The organism is Actinoplanes xinjiangensis (assembly GCF_003148685.1).
In the GTDB taxonomy this organism is placed as follows: domain Bacteria; phylum Actinomycetota; class Actinomycetes; order Mycobacteriales; family Micromonosporaceae; genus Actinoplanes; species Actinoplanes xinjiangensis.
In genome coordinates, this window is sequence record NZ_QGGR01000001.1 from 1 (window position 1) to 17,107 (window position 17,107).

Below are 17,107 nucleotides of genomic sequence, written 5' to 3' on the forward strand. Positions count from 1 at the left end.
CCGTGGCCGCCGCCGTGACCGCCACCGTGACCGCCACCGTGACCGCCACCGTGACCGCCACCGTGACCGCCACCGTGACCGCCACCGTGACCGCCACCGTGACCGCCACCGTGACCCGGCCTATGCCTGAAGGGGTGGTAGTACCGGTGGCCGATCGTGTAGGAGTTGAACACGTGCGCGGGCCGGTACAGCCAGTTGTCGGGCCAACCGCCCCTCCAGCGGGTCCAGATCCAGTCGTCCTCCGGGACCTCTAGGACCCACACCACACCGCGGCCGGGAACGGAGGCGCTGTAGTAGTTGAAGTCCTGCCACGCTCCCTGGGCCACGCCATACGCGCCGGCCCGCTGACACAGCACCTCGTTGGTGTAGTAGCCAACCACGTACTCGTCATCCCAGTCTTCCGCCGCCATCGGCGACGAAGCCGCCTCGTTGACAGCCGGTGCGGCCAGTTTGGCGCTGAGTCCGGCCGCCGGGGCGGGAGATGCCACGCCTAGCGCACCGGCAACTGCCAGGCTCATGCTGGCAGCAGCCAACATTCGCTTCGGGTTTTTCATTTTGTCACACCTTTTCGGTACAAATCGCCATGACTTGCGTCAGCTCACCATGGCCCTCAAAGATCAATCGGAGCTTTACCCGAAAGCTGACCGTTCGGATGACCCGCCGCGTGTCCGTAAAGCCGGGATTGCCGGTTCCTGGTTTAACCCCACCGGGAACGGGACAGGCACTTCCGGTGGCCGCGCGCAACGCGCCCGTATCAGGCCGCCATGGTTTGGCACGGCACGCCGCCATCGTTTGGCACGCCACCACGAAGAATGGAAAGTTCCTTTAACCCGGAACCCGGCATGCACTTCCACCATCCACTCAACGCACCCGACTGGACAACAGGCCCTCACCCGGCTCCGCGGACCTCACAGTCACCGCTGGCACCACTCTGAACATTGTTCTCCCCCGCCCCGGCTCCGCGCTTGTTCCGCCGCCGATCGACCGCACGAAAGCGCTCGAAAGCCACGGACCGACAACCGCCGGCGGGCCGTTCTCCGAGAAGATCCCGACAGCCGGAAAGAACGAGGACCGCCGGCGCCATAGGCGCAATCACCGGCAAACCGCGGGAGATGGACGCTGGCATCCGCAGAAGAAGAACCCCGGCATCCGCAGGAGAAGGACGCTGGCATCCGCAGGAGAAGGACGCCGGCACCGCCTACGGATGACCCCGGAACCTTCGGAGCGGGACTTCCGGAACGCCCTTAAATCGGAGACCGGCCAAAAGGACAGCCTCAGTCACCGCCGAGATCGTCGGCCAGCGCCCGATACGCCACCCGCAGGACCTCCGTGATCGGCTGCGTGGCATGGGTGAGCCCCGGCGGGTCGAGCTGATCGAGCAGCGCATCCGGCCGCAGCACTCGGCCACGCCCGTCCGCCGCCCCGTCGCGACCCGGCCCCGTGGCCGTCACCCATTCCTCCTCGGCCCGATCGTCGCCTCGCGGGGCGCCGGTCGGAGCGTCGCCGACCGCGGGAGCGCCGACGCCGGATCCCCCGGACCACACCGCGGCCCCCCAGAAGGCGGTTGGATCAACGGTGGACGGCGCGCTGCCCGCAGCCGTCGCGTCACCGCCGCCGCGTGCCTCTCCGGCCCCCGTGTCCCCGGCCGGGGAAGAGGAGTCCGCCGGCCCGCCGAAATCCGGCGAAGCGCCGAAGTCCGCCGGCCCGCCGCGTGAGGTGTCGACGGCGGCGGCCTCCCGAAGGCGGCGGAGCCGCATCAGCAGTTCGTCGCGTGATCGCCCGCGCCAGGTGAACACCTCGAACGGGTCGCTCTCGAATGCCCTGGCCAGCGCATAACAGGTGGCCGCCAGGTGGGCGCACGGCATCGGCCATCGCTCGCAGGTGCAGTCCATCGCGACCTCGTCGAGGGACAATGGCAGCAGGCTCAGCCCGGTCCCGTCGAACACCGCTTCGATACCCGGCGGCATCCGCCCGTCGAGCAGGTCGGCGACATAGCGCGCCTCGGCGACCAGTGTCTTCTCCACGCGGGCCCACTCGGAGGCCCCGAACGCGCGCACCGCGATCCGTGCCCGGAACGCCGTGGGATCGTCGGGCCCGCGGACCAGGGCGACCGCGAGGCTGCCGGAGACGGTCAGGCTGCGCACGTGCCCGGCACGCTCGTCGCGGCGCCCGCGGGCGAAGGTCGGCCCCATCCGGAGGGACTCGAACATGCCCAGGAAGGCCGGGGAGAAGTCAGTCAACGATGGCCTCCGGCGCGAGGGCGAACAGGTCACGGATCTCGCCGGCGGACAGGGCGCTCAGCCAGCCCTCGCCGGAGCCGACGACACGCTCGGCGAGGATGCCCTTGTCGGTGAGGACCCGGTCGATGCGCTCCTCCAGGGTGCCGAGGCAGACGAGCGTGTGGATGTGCACGTCACGGCGCTGCCCGATGCGGAACGCGCGGTCGGAGGCCTGGGTCTCGGTCGCCGGGTTCCACCAGCGGTCGATGTGCACGACGTGATTGGCGGCGGTCAGGTTGAGTCCGGTGCCGCCGGCTTTCAGTGACAGCACGAAGACGCCCGGCTGCTCGGCTCTCTGGAAGTCGGCGACCATGCTGTCGCGGGCGGCGCGGGGGGTGCCGCCGTGCAGGAACCGCACCGGAACACCGAACCGGGCGGCCAGGTGCGGCGTGAGCATCCCCCCGAAGCGGGCGAACTGGGTGAAGCACAGCACGCTCTCCCCCGCTCCGAGCGCGTGGTCGACGATCTCCTCCAGGCGGTCGATCTTGCCGGAGCGGCCGGGCAGCGGGGACGCGTCCTTGAGCAGCAGCGCCGGGTGCACGCAGGCCTGTTTCAGTTTGGTCATGGCGGCCAGGACCAGGCCCTTACGCCATCTCTCCCCCGGCTCGGCGAGCCGCTCCAGCAGGTCGTCGAGCACCGCCCGGTACAGGCTGACCTGCTCCAGCGTCATCCCGCACAGGTGCCGGACGTGCCGTTTCGTCGGCAACTCGCCGGCGATGCCGTGGTCGGCCTTGGTCCGCCGCAGCAGGAACGGACGGGTCGCCTGGCGCAGCCGGGCGGCCGCGTCCTCCTCCGCGTAGCGCTCGATCGGGACCGCGAACCGGGCCCGGAACGTGTGCGCCGACGCCAGGATGCCCGGGTTGACGAAGTCGAGGATCGACCACAGCTCGGACAGCCTGTTCTCCACCGGGGTGCCGGTCAGCGCGATCCGGTTGCGCGCCGGGAACCGCCGGACCGCCTTGGCGGTGGCGCCGCCACTGTTCTTGATGTGCTGCGCCTCGTCGAGCACCACCCGGTCCCACGAGATCGCGGCCAGTGCGTCCGCGTCACGCACCGCCGTGGCGTAGGTGGTGAGCACCACGTCGGCCCCGGCGGCGAGGACGGCCGGATCCTCCCGGTCGGCGCCGTGCAGCACCCGCACCCGCAGCGACGGCGCGAACCGGCCCGCCTCCCGCTGCCAGTTGCCCAGCACCGACAGCGGGCAGACCAGCAGCGCGGGCCCCTCCCGGTGGTGCAGCAGCAGAGCGAGGAGCTGCACGGTCTTCCCCAGGCCCATGTCGTCGGCGAGGCAGGCGCCGAGTCCCAGCGAGTCGAGAAAGGCCAACCAGGAGAAACCCCTGATCTGGTACGGCCGGAGCTCGCCCACCAGCCCGGCCGGCGGTGGCAGCACCTCCAGCCGCTGGTCGAGGCGCCCGCTGAGCAGATCGGCCAGCCAGCCCTCGCCCCGCGCATCGGTCACCGGCAGTGGCAGCTCCTCCGGTGGCAGCAGCCGCGTCATCCGCAGCGCGTCCCCGGCGGTCATCCGCCCACCGCCCCGGCGCAGGAACGCCAGCCCGGCGGCGAGCCGCTCCGGATCGAGGAACACCCACCGCCCCCGCAGCCGGACCAGCGGCACCTTGGCCTGGGCCAGGTCGGTCAGGTCGTCCTCGGTGAGGGTGCGCCCGCCGAGGGCCAGGCCCCATCGGTAGTCGACCAGCTCGCGCAGCCCGACCGCCCGGTCCCGGAGCACGTGCGACACCGGGTCCCGCCCGCGCACCTCCAGGGCGAGCCCGAGGCTGGGCCGCCGTCGCCACCAGGCCGGCAGCAGCACCCCGTAGCCGCCCTCCTCCAGCAGTGCGGCGTGGCTGAGGAACCGGTGCGCGCCCTCGGTGTCGAGCAGCATCTGGCCGGGGTGGGCGCCGTGCAGCGCCTCGGCCAGGTCGGGGTAGAGCCGCGCCGCCCGGCCGAGCCCGGCGAGCAGCCGCTCCTGCGGATGTGACGTCCACCGGCGCAGCGGCGCGGACCGGTCGCGCCAGACGTCGGCGGCCGGAACCAGCACGCTCGGCTCGTCGACGGCCTGCAACAGGAACTCCAGCCGCCACGTGTCCTCCGGCAGCGGCACCTCGTCGGGCAGCACGGGCTCGTGCTCGCGTGGGTCGCTCAGCCGGAAGCACACCCGCACCTCGGCGCCACTGGCCGCCTGCTCGAACCAGGCCCCGAGCCGCCCGGCGAGCGTGTCGGCGAGCGCCGGGGCCGCGTCGAACTCCGGCTCCCCGGTCAGTGCGGCCAGCCACCCGTAGTCGGCGAGCGTCACCCGGGCCTCGGCGAGCCGGGTCCGCACCAGCCCGTCGACGAGCCGCCCGAGCGCGGCCACCGCCAGCTCGCCCGCGGTCGTCTGCGCCCCGGTGGCGGGCTGCTCGGCCCGGCATGCCGGTGGCATGCGGTCCCGTAGGGCCGCGAATCGCACCGCGTCGGTCCCGGTCACCACCGGACGCCACAGGGCCACCGGCCGGGGTCCGTCGATCCGCACGCCGGGGAGCACCCGCCCCCGGCGGACCAGGCCCACCGCGAACCCGCACAGCTCGACCACCCACCCGGCGGACGGGGCGACCCGCCCCTCGAACTCGGCGATCAGGTCGGCGTCGGCGAAGGGCACCCGCACCGCGGGCACCCGCCAGGCGCGGGCCCGGGGCGTGCCCCGTCGCTCCGGCAGCCCCAGATGCGGCGACGGCAGCGGCCCCGACCCGGTCGACGGCAGCAGCAGCGTGGCCTCGGGTCGCGTCTCACCGGCGGGCAGCCGGTCGGCGGCCAGCGCGAACGGATGCGGCGGTGCCGCCCCACGCCCGGCGGTGGCACCGCCGGCCGCCCCGTCCTCCGCCCACAGGCTGAGCCCGCCGTCACGCCCGACGAGCCCGTGCAGGACCCGCACGCCCGTCACGCCGGCCCGGACGATCGCGGTCATGCCGGAGCCGGGAAGCGCTGCGGAAGGCGGTACCTGAACATGCCGCCGACTCTAGGCCGCCCCTACGACACTTTCCGGCCGCCGCGACCCCGCCCGGGCCGGGAACGTAACCACCGTCACCCGGGCGTACCGCTTCAGCCGGTCAGGTGCCCGGTCTGCTCCAGCGTCCAGGTGATGTCGGGCGGCCGGACCCGGGCACAGCGGGGTCCGCCGTCCGGCCCGGTCAAACCGAGCCGCGCGACCAGCACGCCACCGTCTTCGGCCGCGCTCCGCAGCAGGTCACCGGGGATGTCGGAGAACATCAGCTTGGCCCGCCGGAACCCGGCGAACACACCGGTGCCGGTGGAGCCCCAGCTGAGATAGAGGAACCGGGCCCCCGGCCGCCCGTGCACCCACGGCCCGCCGACGTCGATGAACCCCTCCACCTCGCGGCTGTCGACCTCGAACTCCCAGACGGCCCGGTCCTCGAACACCCCGACCCGGTCGACGACCTCCTTGCGCCGCTGCACACCGACCTGCACACCGCCGAGCCGCAATGCCTCGGCCTGGGGCGCCCCGGCCCGTCCCGGCAGCTCATCCCCCTCGATCCGGATCCGCATGCAACCGACTCTAGAGAGCTCCCGCTTCGTCCTGGCATGGGCAGGCGCACACGATCGGGGACCGGTTGCGGCCCGACCGGGGGCAGGAGGGGACATGCCGGCGCCGGGCGGCTCGGCACGATCCCCGCAGACGTTCCGGATGCCGTCAGCCGGGGCACGGACCTCGCGAAGACCCGGCCCCGGCAGGGCGGTGATGGCGCACGCCCGGCGCGGGCGCCCGGGCGACGCTAGGGTGCGTTCATGGAGGGTGCCGGCGGGGCGTGGTGCGAGGGCACCGTGGTCCGATTCCGGTATGCCGATCCCGGTCACCGGCTGGCCGGGGTTCGCCTGTGGTCCTCGACGATCCGCGCCGACCTGGCCTTCCGGCGCGATCTCGGCGTCTGGGAGCTCTGCTGTGCGCGGCCGCCCCTGTGGCGGCTGGACTATCACCTGGAGCTGACCGGCGCGGACGGCGAGCGGCACAGCACCGAGCGGGCGGAGCTGCGATGCCCCGACTACGCCGAGCCGGACTGGCTGACCGCGCCGGCCGCCCCGGGAGCCTGGCGGCGGATGCGACTGCCGGGGCTGACCGCCCGGGTCTGGTCACCGCGGGCCGGCACCGACCGGATCCTGGTGGCACACGACGGTCCCGAGTACGACCGCTGCGGCCGGCTCGGCGACTACACCGCGGCGGCCATCGGATCGGGACGCGTCCGCCCGTACCATCTGGTGCTGCTGCCGCCGGTCGGCCGAACCGTGAGTGGTCCGCCGAGCGGGAGCGGCCGGGAGAAGATCTATGCCGCCGACCCGGGATATGCCCGTTTCCTGGCGGGAGATCTCCTTCCACGGATTCGTTCCCGGCTCGATGGCGGCCCGGTCGTCGGCGCCGGGGCGAGCCTCGGCGCATTGGCGATGCTGCACGCGCAGTGGTGGTTCCCGGCGCCGTTCGCCGGTCTGTTCCTCCAGTCGGGCAGCTATTTCGACGCGCGGCACGACCGGCAGGAGGCCGGATTCCGGTTCTTCCGGCGGATCGTCCGGTTCACGAGCCGGCTGCGGCATTCCGGGAGCGGTCCGGCTGTTCCGGTGACGCTCACCTGCGGCGCGGCCGAGGAGAACCTGGCGAACAACCGGGACATGGCGGATGCATTACGCAAACAGGGGTATGCCGTGGAGTTCGCGGAGAATCCGGACGCACACACCTGGACCGGGTGGCGGGATGCACTGCATCCGCATCTGACCGGCCTGTTGCGACGGGTGTGGATCTAGGGGAGGCGATGTGGCCGACGTCGAGCACACCATCGGCATGCTGCTGGGCACCGAGGACGACTGGCCGCGCGCCTATGAGGCGTTGCTGCGGCGGCTGGGGGTGGTCTCCGGCCCGGACGGGCGCAGTCACCGGGCGCGGCCGGTACGGGTGACGATCGAGCCGTTCAACCTGCGGGACAAGCCGCGGCACGACCTGGTCATCGACCGGCTGGCCTACTGGTACTACCACCCGCGCGAGTGGCTCAAGAAGATCGCACTGATGGACGACGTGTACCTGTTGAACAGCCCGTTCACGTTCCAGTCGATGGAGAAGCACGCGGCGTACTGCGCGATGATACGGCTGGGGCTGAAGGTTCCCGAGACCGTTCTGGTGCCGTTCAAGAATCCGCTGGAGAATTCGCGGTGGGCCTATACGGCGGAACGGTACAACCGCCCTTTCGATCTGGAGGCGACGGCCGCGGGGGTCGGTTATCCGCTGTGGATGAAACCGTATGACGGCGGGGCCTGGGTGGGGGTCTCGAAGATCCGGAATCCGGCCGAACTGCACGCCGCCTACGACGCCTCGGGCGAGCGGTTGATGCACCTCCAGGCGTCGGTCGAGGGCTATGACGTGTTCGCCCGCAGCCTGAGCATCGGGCCCGAGACGATGGTGATGAAATTCCGTCCGGAGCAGCCGATGCACGCCCGCTACGAGGTGGATCACCATTTTCTGTCGGCGACGGCCGGCGACGAGGTGGTGACGATCTCCCGGCTGGTGAACGCGTTCTTCCGGTGGGAGTTCAATTCCTGCGAGTCGCTGGTACGCGGCGACGACGTGTACCCGATCGATTATGCGAACGCCTGCCCGGATGTGTCGCTGACGTCGTTGCACTACTACTTCCCGTGGGCGATGACGGCTCTGCTGCGGTGGACGGTGTTCTGTGTGGCGACCGGACGGCGGCCACGACTGGACATGGACACGGCGGCGTACTTCGCGGTGGCCGACTCCGACCGGACGTATGCGGAGAAACTTCAGGAGTACCGCAGGCTCGCCGACGACTACTTCGAGACCGAGAAGTACCGGGAGTTCTGCGAGAAGAGCCTGGGCACCGTGGACGAGATCGTCTACGAGTGGGTCTCCTCGGAGGAGTTCCACTCGCTGCTGCGGGAGACGGTCCGCGCCCACTACCCGGTCCACGAGCACGAGAAGTTCCTGGCCCACTTCGGCGGCCTGATCGACGCCTGGATCCGCGACCAGGGGCGTTGACGCCGTAACACCCACGCAACCAATATGTGTCCATGCATCTATGGGAGCGCTCCCTCAAGATAGGCGCCGTCGCCGTCCTGATGGTCGCCGGCGCCGCGGCCCCGGCCCACGCCGAAGAGGTCGAACAGGTCCTGAACGGCGGTTTCGACAACGGCGCGGACCCGTTCTGGACCAACGCGGGCATGACGATCGGCCTCACCGACGGCCGGGCCTGCGTCGACGTGCCCGGCGGCACCGTCAACCGCTGGGACGCCGCGGTCGGCCAGAACGACATCGACCTGGTCGCCGGCGAGACCTACCGGTTCAGCTTCGACGCGAGTGGCGACGCCGGCCACGTCGTACGGGCCATCACCGGCCTCGCCGTCGATCCTTACGACACCTACTTCGAGCAGTCGCCGGTCCTCGGGGACTGGCAGCACTACGAGTGGACGTTCACCGCGAACGCGAGCACCACGCAGGGCCAGGTCGCCTTCCAGGTCGGCGGCAGCCCCGACCCGTGGCGCTTCTGTGTGGACAACGTCTCGCTGGTCGGCGGCGTGCCGCCGGAGGTCTACGAGCCGGACACCGGCCCCCGCGTGCGGGTCAACCAGGTCGCCTACCTGCCGGACGGCCCCAAGACCGCCACCCTGGTCACCCCGGCCACGACCGCGTTGCTGTGGGAACTCCGCGACAAGTCCGGCAAGGTGGTCAAACGCGGTAGGTCGACCCCTCGCGGTGTCGACGCGTCCTCCGGCCAGAACGTCCACACCATCGACTTCAGCGGCTACCGCCACCGGGCCTCCGGGCTCACCCTGAGCGCCGACGGCGAGACGTCGCGACCCTTCGACATCACCTCGCAGGTGTACGACCGGCTGCGCGCCGACGCGCTGAAGATGTACTACACCCAGCGCAGTGGTATCGAGATCCGTGACGACCTGCGGCCCGGGTACGCGCGCCCGGCCGGCCACGTCGACGTGGCACCCAACCAGGGCGACGGCGCCGTGCCCTGCCAGCCGGGCGTCTGCGACTACACCCTGGACGTGCGCGGCGGCTGGTACGACGCCGGCGACCACGGCAAATACGTCGTCAACGGCGGTATCTCGGTGTGGGGGCTGCTCGCCGAGTACGAGCACAACCGTGGCTCGCGCAAACTGAACCTGGCCATCCCGGAGAGCGGCAACCGGGTCCCGGACATCCTCGACGAGGCCCGCTGGGAGCTGGAGTTCCTGCTCAGCATGCAGGTCCCGGCCGGTAAGCCGACCGCCGGACTGGTCCACCACAAGATCCACGACCAGGCGTGGACCGGCCTGCCGCTGATGCCGCACCTCGACCCGCAGCCGCGTGAGCTGCACCCGGTCTCCACGGCCGCGACCCTCAACCTGGCGGCCACCGCGGCCCAGGCGGCGCGGATCTACGCCAGGTACGACCGGGCGTTCGCGACCCGGGCCCTGAAGGCGGCGCGGACCGCGTACGCCGCGGCCAAGGCCCACCCGGACCTGCTCGCGCCGGAGTCCGACGGCGTCGGCGGCGGTGCCTACAACGACGCGAAGGTGACCGACGACTTCTACTGGGCGGCGGCTGAGCTCTACCTGACCACCGGCGAGCGGAAGTACGCGGCGGACGTGCTGGCCGCCCCGGAGCACACCACCGACGTGTTCGGCCAGGTGTCGTTCGACTGGGCGTCGACCGCGGCCGCGGCGAAGATCGACCTGGCGCTGCTGCCGAACCGGCTGCCCGGCCTGTCGAGCGTGAAGTCGCAGGTGGTCAAGGGCGCCGACAAGTACCTGGCGATCCAGCGGCAGCACCCGTACGGCGTCGCCTACGCCCCCGCGGACAACGTGTGGGACTGGGGTTCCAACAGCGCCATCGCCAACAACCTGGTGGTGGTCGCGGCCGCACACCGGATCACCGGAAAGGACCGCTACCGCGACGGCCTGCTCACCGGCCTGGACTACCTGTTCGGCCGCAACGCGCTGAACATCTCCTACGTCACCGGGTACGGCGAGGTCGCCGCGCAGAACCAGCACAGCCGCTGGTACGCCGCACAACTCGACCCGTCCCTGCCGCACCCGCCGGCCGGCACCCTGGCCGGCGGCCCGAACTCCTCGATCCAGGACCCGGTCGCGCAGAGCCTGCTCAAGGGCTGCACCGGCCAGTTCTGCTACATCGACGACATCGGCTCGTGGGCCACCAACGAGCTGACCATCAACTGGAACGCGGCACTGGCTCACCTGATCGGCTACGTCGCCGAACTCGACTGATATCTGTCATCGCACGACGGGTCCCTCCCGCCCTAGGCTTCGAGGGGAGGGCAGGGAGGGACCCGTTGCGCGCTCTACGTTTCGCCACCACGCTCTACCGTCGCCGCCTCGACATCGCCTACCACGGCTACGTCCACGGCGACCCGATGTCACGACTGCACCTGGCGCCCGGCCGGGAGGACCCGTACGCGATCTACGAGAGCATCCGCGCCCGGGGCGAGCTGGTGCCGACCCGGCTCGGCAACTTCGTGACCGCCGGCCATGCGGTGTGCAACATCGTCCTGCGGGACCGCCGTTTCGGGGTGGCGGCCTCGGCGTCCACCGGCCCGGCGGCTCCCGGCCAGCAGGTCGACATGTCGTTCCTGGACCGGGATCCGCCCGACCACACCCGGCTGCGGCGCCTGGCCCAGCCGTCGTTCAGCCCGCGGCAGATCACCGCGTTCCGTCCGCAGGTCGAGCAGACCGTCGACAAGCTCCTCGGCGCCGCCGCCGAACAGGGCCGGTTCGACCTGGTGAGCGGCTTCTCGGCGCCCCTGCCGATCGCGGTGATCAGCGACCTTCTCGATATTCCGAACAGTGACGAGGCCGGGTTCGCCCGGCACGGCGCGACCATCGGCAGCGCGCTGGACGGCATCCGCTCGCTGGGTCACGCCGCCCGGCTCCTGGCCGCCAAGAACGAGCTGGACGACGTGTTCATCCGGCTCATCGCGTCCCGGCGGGCCGCTCTGGAGTCCGGCGCCGAGCCGGTCGACGACGTGATCGGCCGCATCCTGGCCGCCGAGGGCGACCAGATCGAGGCACCCGAGATCCTGCCGATGCTGCGGCTGCTGCTGGTCGCCGGGTTCGAGACCACGGTCAACCTGATCGGCAACGCGGTCAACGCACTGCTCGGCCACCCCGATCAGTGGGAGGCACTGTGCGCCGATCCGGCCGGCCTGGCCGCCCCGGCGATCGAGGAGACACTGCGCTGGGATCCGCCGGTGCAGCGCACCGCCCGGTGCGCCCTCGATGAGATGGAGCTGGCCGGCCACCGGATTCGCCGCGGCCAGTTCGTGGTGACGCTGATCGGCGCCGCCGGCCGGGATCCGGCGGTCTTCACCGACGCGGGGCGTTTCGACATCCACCGCACCCCGGAGGCCGACCACCTGGCGTTCTCCAGCGGCATCCACTACTGCGTCGGTGCACCCCTGGCCCGCCTGGAGGCGACGGTGGCCCTCCAGCGCCTGGCCGAGCGGATGCCGGGCCTCCGGCGGGACGGCGTGGTGCGCCGCCGCAGCTCCGGCCTGATCCGCGGCCCGATCCACTTCCCGGTCCAGGCCACCGGCGTCCCCTCCCGAGCCAGATGAGGGCCTACAGCACTCCATGAACGGCGGCTTTCCGCCACGACGCCGGCGACGGCCCGCAGCACTCCGCCGCCCGCGACAGCAGGCTCCGAGGCGACCGTGGCGGCAGGCTGCGAGGCGACGGTGGCGGCGGTCAGCGGTGCGCCGCCACCAGGGCCGCGAACCGGGCGATCAGGTCGGCCCGGACCGCCCGCTCGGCCTCGTCGGTGGCCGGAAGCCAGGGGCAGGCGACGTGGACGGCGGCGACCCGGCCGGTGGCGAGCAGGCGCCCGCACGCGGCCAGGACCTCGGCTGCGGACGGTCCGTCCGCGACCGGGAAACGCAGCCGCGGCACCTCGGCGGCGTCGATGACGTCCAGGTCGACGTGCACGACGAGCGGACCGGCCGGGGCGGTGTCCCCGTTCACGCCGGCGACCGGGAGCCGGCGGACCGCGCTGCCGGCCAGGTATTCGGCTTCGGGCGGGTCGACGTCACGAGCGCCGGCCAGGACGACCCGGTCCGGCGCGATCGGGCGCAGTCCGAACCGGGTCGCGTACTCGTCGGAGTGCGCGCCGGTCACCAGCCGCAGCGACATCCCGCCCAGATAGCCGGAACCGCTCGATTCGACGGTGTGCAGGTCGGCGTGGGCGTCGAACCAGATGATCGCGGGGTCGCCGCCGCGGCGCTGCACACCGGCGACCGCACCACCGGCGATCAGGCAGTCCCCGGAGAACACGAGGGGAAGACCGTCGGCGGAGGCCACGGCGGCCGCGACCGCCTCGTATTCGGCGGCGAGCCGCTCCCAACGGAACTCGTCCGAAGCGGCGCCGGCCGGGAAGGCCGGATGCACGACGACGTCGGCGGGAGCCGCGATGTCGCCGGCGGGAAGTTGATCGTCCTGGTGGTAGGGCACGAGAATGACCGTCACGGTCCGATTCTCCAGCCCGGTGACCCGTGGGTCGAGGGCAGGCCGAGCATGCCGGTGAGACCGGTCAGCCCCAACTGGCGGTGCACGAACTCGCTGGGGTTGCGCACCACGAACCGGGTGCCCTGGTCACGGGCCGACTGGTGGCTTCCGACGAGCAGACCGATCCCTCGGGAGTCCATGAACGTCACCAGCGTCAGGTCCAGGATCATCAGCCGGGGCCGGTCCCGGTTCAGCGCCTCCAGCATCGCGGCCCGCAGGCCCTCCACCGTCGTCGCGTCGAGACTCCCCCGAACGTCCACCACGGTCGTCCCGTCGGCCTGCCGTCGTGCCGTCATCGCGGCCCCGCCCATCACACGCCTCCGACCTCGGCGAACCGCACGTCCGCCCCTCCGGCTCGCAGGCTCCCCCGCCACCGGGTGGGTGGGACGCACAGGGCGTACGCCGAAGGACCGGGACGCACACGGCGTACGCCGAGTGAAGGGGTCACCCGCCGGGTACGCCGATCCCGGAAGACGCCGAAACGCAACCGGAGGGACGGGTTTCGGCGCATCGCGCCGATCATCTTGCGGCTCACCGGGAGCCCGGGTGACGGTGGCTGGACGATTCCTGGGAGGAGACCGATGGCTGGACGGGGCATCTTCGCGGTACGGGACGTGCGATCGCTGATCTCGGAGACGTCCGAGGAGGGCACACAGCTCAAACGGGCGGTCGGGGCGACCCAGCTGACCGCCATGGGGGTCGGGGCGATCATCGGCACCGGCATCTTCGTCGTCATCGGTAAGGGCTCGTCACTCGCCGGGCCCGCGGTGATTCTGTCGTTCGTGCTGGCGGCGGTGGCGTGTGCGTTCTCCGCGCTGTCCTACGCCGAGCTGGCGTCGTCGATCCCGGTGTCCGGCAGCGCCTACACGTACGCGTACGCCACCCTCGGCGAACTGGTCGCGTGGATCATCGGCTGGGACCTGATCCTGGAGTACGGGGTGTCGGTCGCCGCGATCGCGGTCGGCTGGGGCGGCAACCTGAACGCGTTCCTGGACTCGGCGTTCGGCTACGCACTGCCGGACGCGATCGCGGCGGCCCCCGAGGACGGCGGCGTGTTCAACCTGCCGGCCGTCTTCATCGTCCTGGCGATCACGTTGCTGCTGGTCCGCGGCGTCACCGAGAGCGTCCGCGTCAACCTGATCATGGTGGTGATCAAGCTGGCCGTGCTGGTGTTCTTCATCGTCATCGCGTTCGTGAACTTCGGCACCGGCAACTTCACGCCGTTCGCGCCGGAGGGGGTGGACGGGGTGACCGCGGCCGCGGCGATCATCTTCTTCGCGTACATCGGCTTCGACGCCGTCTCCACCGGCAGTGAGGAGGCCCGCAACCCGGCGAAGGATCTGCCGAAGGCGATCATCGGGTCGCTGCTCATCTGCACGTTCTTCTACGTGCTGACCGTGATCGGCGCGATCGGCATCGCCAGTCCCGCGCAGATGGCCGAGTCGGATGCACCGCTGGCCGCCGCCCTGGACCAGGGTGCCGGGCTGAACTGGGCGGCCGCGATCCTGGCGCTCGGCGCGGTCGTCGCGATCACCAGCGTGGTCCTGGTGATCTTCTACGGCCAGACCCGGATCTTCTTCGCGATGTGCCGCGACGGCCTCCTGCCACGCCGTCTCGCGACGGTCAACCAGCGGTACGGGACACCCGCGCGCCTGACCATCGGCCTGGGCGTCATGATCGCGATCCTGGCGGCGCTGGTTCCCCTGGGCACCATCGTCGAACTGGTCAACATCGGTACGCTGTTCGCGTTCGTGCTGGTCAACATCGGTGTCATCGTGCTCCGCCGGACCCGGCCGGACATGCCCCGCCCGTACCGGGTGCCGTGGTCGCCGGTGCTGCCGTTGATCGGCATCGCCTTCGCCCTCTATCTGATGAGCGACCTGCCCTGGGACACCTGGCTGCGGTTCGGCGGCTGGCTGGCGGCCGGCCTGGTGATCTACTTCGCCTACGGTTACCGCCACTCCCGCCTGCGCACCGTCGAAGCCGAATCGTCCGCCCTGTCCTCGACGCCGCCGCGAGCCGACGACGGCCCGGCTACGCGGCCCGATGACGACGGCACGGCGCCGCGGCCCGACGACGACCGGACGAGATCGTGACGGCCCCGGCCGGCGGCCCGGTGATCGTCGGGGTCGACGGTGCCGCCTCGTCCGCCGACGCGCTGGCGCTGGGCGGGTGGGCCGCCACCACCCTCCAGGTCCCGCTGGTGGTCGCCGCGGTCCATCCGGCACCGTCGGCGATCGGTTCCGGCCGGGTCGACGCCGAATGGATCAGCGACCGCCGGGCCGCGGCCGAGCGGGCCCTGGACGAGGCCCGCGCTCTCCCGGGCGCCGTGGAGGCCGAGTACCGGGTGATCGCCTCCAGTTCAGCGGCACACGGGCTGCATGATCTGGCCGAGCAACTGAGTGCGGCACTGATCGTGGTCGGGTCGGCGGCGGCCGCACCGAACGCCCGTACCTTCGCCGGCAGCACCGCCGAACGTCTGCTGGCCGGCAGCGTCTGCCCGGTGGCGCTGGCCCCGGCCGGGATGCCGGCGCCGCCGGGAACGCTGGGCCGGATCGGTGTCGCCTACGTGGACACTCCCGACGGGCGGGCGGCGCTGACCACCGCGGCCCGCCTGGCCGACCGCACCGGAACCCCGTTGCGGCTGGTCACGGTGGTCGCGCGCGGCGACGCGGCCCGCCCGTTCCTGCTGGGTGCGGACGCCGAGCGGGCGTTCCTGGACACCGCCCGGGAGTCCTACGAGGAGGCGCTGCGCAAGGCCGCCGAGTCGGTCCCCGACGTCACGGTGGAGTGGGAGTTGCGCTCCGGCGACGTGGTCGAGTCGCTGGCCGAACTGGACGACGTCGACGTGCTGTTCTGCGGCTCCCGGGGATACGGCCCGGCCCGCCGCGTCCTGCTCGGCGGCGTCTCGGCCCGCCTGCTGCGCCGAGCCCGTCGCCCGGTCGTGGTCGTCCCCCGAGCCGCCTGACCCGCCCCACCCCGGCTGGCCCCCACCGCTGCCTCAAGACCCCCGAAACAGCGCCCACAACCAGCCAGAGCCCTCCGGCTGGCTCCCACCGCTGTCTCAAGGCTGCCGAGACAGCGGCCACAGCCAGCCAGAGCCACCCGGCTGGTCCCCACCGCTGTCTCAAGGGCGTTGAGACAGCGGCTACGACCAGCCGGATCTGACGGGCTGGTCGTCACCGCTGTCTCGAGAGTGCTGAGACAGCGGTGGGAGCCAGCCGGGTGGTGGTCGTCAGGCGCGGTGGCGGCCGATGTGGTCGGCGTCGTCGTCGGGAGCGGCGGCGACGGCGGAGGTGGGTGCGGCGGCGGCGCGTTCGTCCCAGGGCGACACGGCGGACGGGCGCCGCTCGGCCGGTTCCAGTTCGCGTAGCGGGACGTAGACGCGGGCGTCGACGGCCTCGGCGAGCAGCAGTGCCGCGACCAGGGCGGTGGGGCGTTCCGCCGGATCGCGGGCCAGGCAGCGCGAGCACAGGTCGAGCACCTCGGGCGGCAGGAAGTCCAGATGCGGCAGAGGGTCCGGGTCGGCGAAGCGCTGGGCGACGACCATCTCGGTGTGGCTGCGCGCCGACCACGGCAGGCGACCGGAGAGGCAGTGGTAGAGCAGGGTGCCGAGGGCGAACATGTCGGCGGCGGGGGTGGCCGGGTGACCCTCGAAGCGTTCCGGCGCGATGTAGGCGGGGGTGCCCATGACCGGGCCGTCCGGGTCGACCTCGGGCGTTCCGACGACGGCGGCGATGCCGAAGTCGAGGACCTTGGCGCCGGACGGGGTGAGCATGATGTTGGCCGGTTTGATGTCGCGGTGCACCACGTTCTCGGCGTGGGCGGCGGCGAGGGCGGCCGCGACCTCGGCGCAGATCCGCACGCCGATCCGCCAGTCGATCGGCCCACCGGCGAGGTGCTGGCTGAGGGTCTGGCCCTCGACGAGTTCCATGACGATGTACGGCACGTCGCGATCGGCCCCGGGCGAGGTGCCGAAGTCGTGCACCCCGGCGACGTTGGGGTGGGCGAGGCGTGCCGCGGAGCGGGCTTCGGCGCGGACCAGGGCCACCCCGGTCTCGCCGAGTGTCCCCTCTACCGCCGGATGCATGATCTTCACAGCCACCGGGCGGTCGAGCACCCGGTCGTGGCCGCGCCACACTTCCGACATTCCGCCCAGGCCGATCCGGTTGACCAGCCGGTACCGGCCGCCCAGCGTCCGCATCCGCACCCCCTGTAACAACGTTCGAGGGGCTCCGTTACCCGGCGGGGCCAGGCACAAACAACGC

13 protein-coding genes are annotated in these 17,107 nt (G+C 71.8%); 6 read left to right on the forward strand and 7 right to left on the reverse strand.

The annotated features are described in order from the left end of the window. From BC793_RS48630 to BC793_RS00015, 4 genes are all read right to left on the reverse strand, one after another. A partial coding sequence (locus tag BC793_RS48630; protein ID WP_211340627.1) for a hypothetical protein occupies positions 1–488 on the reverse strand: 488 nt, incomplete at its 3' end. A 786-nt stretch (positions 489–1,274) separates the two neighbouring features. After that, complete coding sequence (locus tag BC793_RS00005) at positions 1,275–2,240, reverse strand: SWIM zinc finger family protein (protein WP_239169826.1); 966 nt, start codon at positions 2,238–2,240, stop codon at positions 1,275–1,277. After that, the gene (locus tag BC793_RS00010) at positions 2,233–5,220 is read right to left on the reverse strand and encodes a DEAD/DEAH box helicase (RefSeq protein ID WP_109588449.1); all 2,988 of its coding nucleotides are present in this window, start codon (positions 5,218–5,220) and stop codon (positions 2,233–2,235) included. The genes BC793_RS00005 and BC793_RS00010 overlap by 8 nt, the downstream gene beginning before the upstream one ends. Before the next feature lie 134 nt (positions 5,221–5,354). Further along, on the reverse strand, positions 5,355–5,819 hold the full coding sequence (locus BC793_RS00015; RefSeq protein WP_109588450.1) for a DUF5990 family protein: 465 nt from the start codon (positions 5,817–5,819) through the stop codon (positions 5,355–5,357). Positions 5,820–6,059: 240 nt separating this feature from the next. Between BC793_RS00015 and BC793_RS00020 the strand changes: the two genes are divergently transcribed. From BC793_RS00020 to BC793_RS00035, 4 genes are all read left to right on the forward strand, one after another. Then, entirely contained in the window at positions 6,060–7,064 is a 1,005-nt protein-coding gene (locus tag BC793_RS00020) for an alpha/beta hydrolase (RefSeq protein WP_109588451.1), read from the forward strand. A gap of 10 nt (positions 7,065–7,074) precedes the next feature. Then, positions 7,075–8,310, forward strand: a complete 1,236-nt coding sequence (locus BC793_RS00025) for an ATP-grasp domain-containing protein (RefSeq protein ID WP_109588452.1) — start codon at positions 7,075–7,077, stop codon at positions 8,308–8,310. Between the two features lie 32 nt (positions 8,311–8,342). Further along, positions 8,343–10,550, forward strand: a complete 2,208-nt coding sequence (locus BC793_RS00030; RefSeq protein ID WP_109588453.1) for a glycoside hydrolase family 9 protein — start codon at positions 8,343–8,345, stop codon at positions 10,548–10,550. Positions 10,551–10,615: 65 nt separating this feature from the next. Further along, on the forward strand, positions 10,616–11,896 hold the full coding sequence (locus BC793_RS00035; RefSeq protein ID WP_109588454.1) for a cytochrome P450: 1,281 nt from the start codon (positions 10,616–10,618) through the stop codon (positions 11,894–11,896). A 130-nt stretch (positions 11,897–12,026) separates the two neighbouring features. Here the strand turns inward: BC793_RS00035 and BC793_RS00040 are convergent, their stop codons facing one another. Together BC793_RS00040 and BC793_RS00045 are read right to left on the reverse strand one after the other, a co-directional pair. Then, on the reverse strand, positions 12,027–12,800 hold the full coding sequence (locus BC793_RS00040) for an arginase family protein (RefSeq protein WP_109588455.1): 774 nt from the start codon (positions 12,798–12,800) through the stop codon (positions 12,027–12,029). Then, on the reverse strand, positions 12,797–13,135 hold the full coding sequence (locus tag BC793_RS00045; RefSeq protein WP_239169825.1) for an STAS domain-containing protein: 339 nt from the start codon (positions 13,133–13,135) through the stop codon (positions 12,797–12,799). Before BC793_RS00045 ends, BC793_RS00040 begins: the two co-directional genes overlap by 4 nt. A gap of 285 nt (positions 13,136–13,420) precedes the next feature. Between BC793_RS00045 and BC793_RS00050 the strand changes: the two genes are divergently transcribed. Both BC793_RS00050 and BC793_RS00055 read left to right on the forward strand, forming a co-directional pair. Beyond that, the gene (locus BC793_RS00050; protein ID WP_109588457.1) at positions 13,421–14,935 is read left to right on the forward strand and encodes an amino acid permease; all 1,515 of its coding nucleotides are present in this window, start codon (positions 13,421–13,423) and stop codon (positions 14,933–14,935) included. Further along, the gene (locus tag BC793_RS00055) at positions 14,932–15,807 is read left to right on the forward strand and encodes a universal stress protein (RefSeq protein ID WP_170167179.1); all 876 of its coding nucleotides are present in this window, start codon (positions 14,932–14,934) and stop codon (positions 15,805–15,807) included. Before BC793_RS00050 ends, BC793_RS00055 begins: the two co-directional genes overlap by 4 nt. A gap of 267 nt (positions 15,808–16,074) precedes the next feature. Here BC793_RS00055 and BC793_RS00060 read toward each other — a convergent pair whose 3' ends face one another. After that, complete coding sequence (locus BC793_RS00060; protein ID WP_109588459.1) at positions 16,075–17,043, reverse strand: serine/threonine-protein kinase; 969 nt, start codon at positions 17,041–17,043, stop codon at positions 16,075–16,077. Positions 17,044–17,107 lie beyond the last annotated feature (64 nt).

Excerpts from the sequence above, each read along its gene's own strand:
- BC793_RS00015 (WP_109588450.1), bottom strand. The coding sequence starts at position 5,819 with ATGCGGATCCGGATCGAGGGGGATGAGCTGCCGGGACGGGCCGGGGCG.
- BC793_RS00050 (WP_109588457.1), top strand. The coding sequence starts at position 13,421 with ATGGCTGGACGGGGCATCTTCGCGGTACGGGACGTGCGATCGCTGATC.
- BC793_RS00020 (WP_109588451.1), top strand. The coding sequence starts at position 6,060 with ATGGAGGGTGCCGGCGGGGCGTGGTGCGAGGGCACCGTGGTCCGATTC.
- BC793_RS00010 (WP_109588449.1), bottom strand. The coding sequence starts at position 5,220 with ATGACCGCGATCGTCCGGGCCGGCGTGACGGGCGTGCGGGTCCTGCAC.
- BC793_RS00030 (WP_109588453.1), top strand. The coding sequence starts at position 8,343 with ATGCATCTATGGGAGCGCTCCCTCAAGATAGGCGCCGTCGCCGTCCTG.
- BC793_RS00060 (WP_109588459.1), bottom strand. The coding sequence starts at position 17,043 with ATGCGGACGCTGGGCGGCCGGTACCGGCTGGTCAACCGGATCGGCCTG.
- BC793_RS00045 (WP_239169825.1), bottom strand. The coding sequence starts at position 13,135 with ATGACGGCACGACGGCAGGCCGACGGGACGACCGTGGTGGACGTTCGG.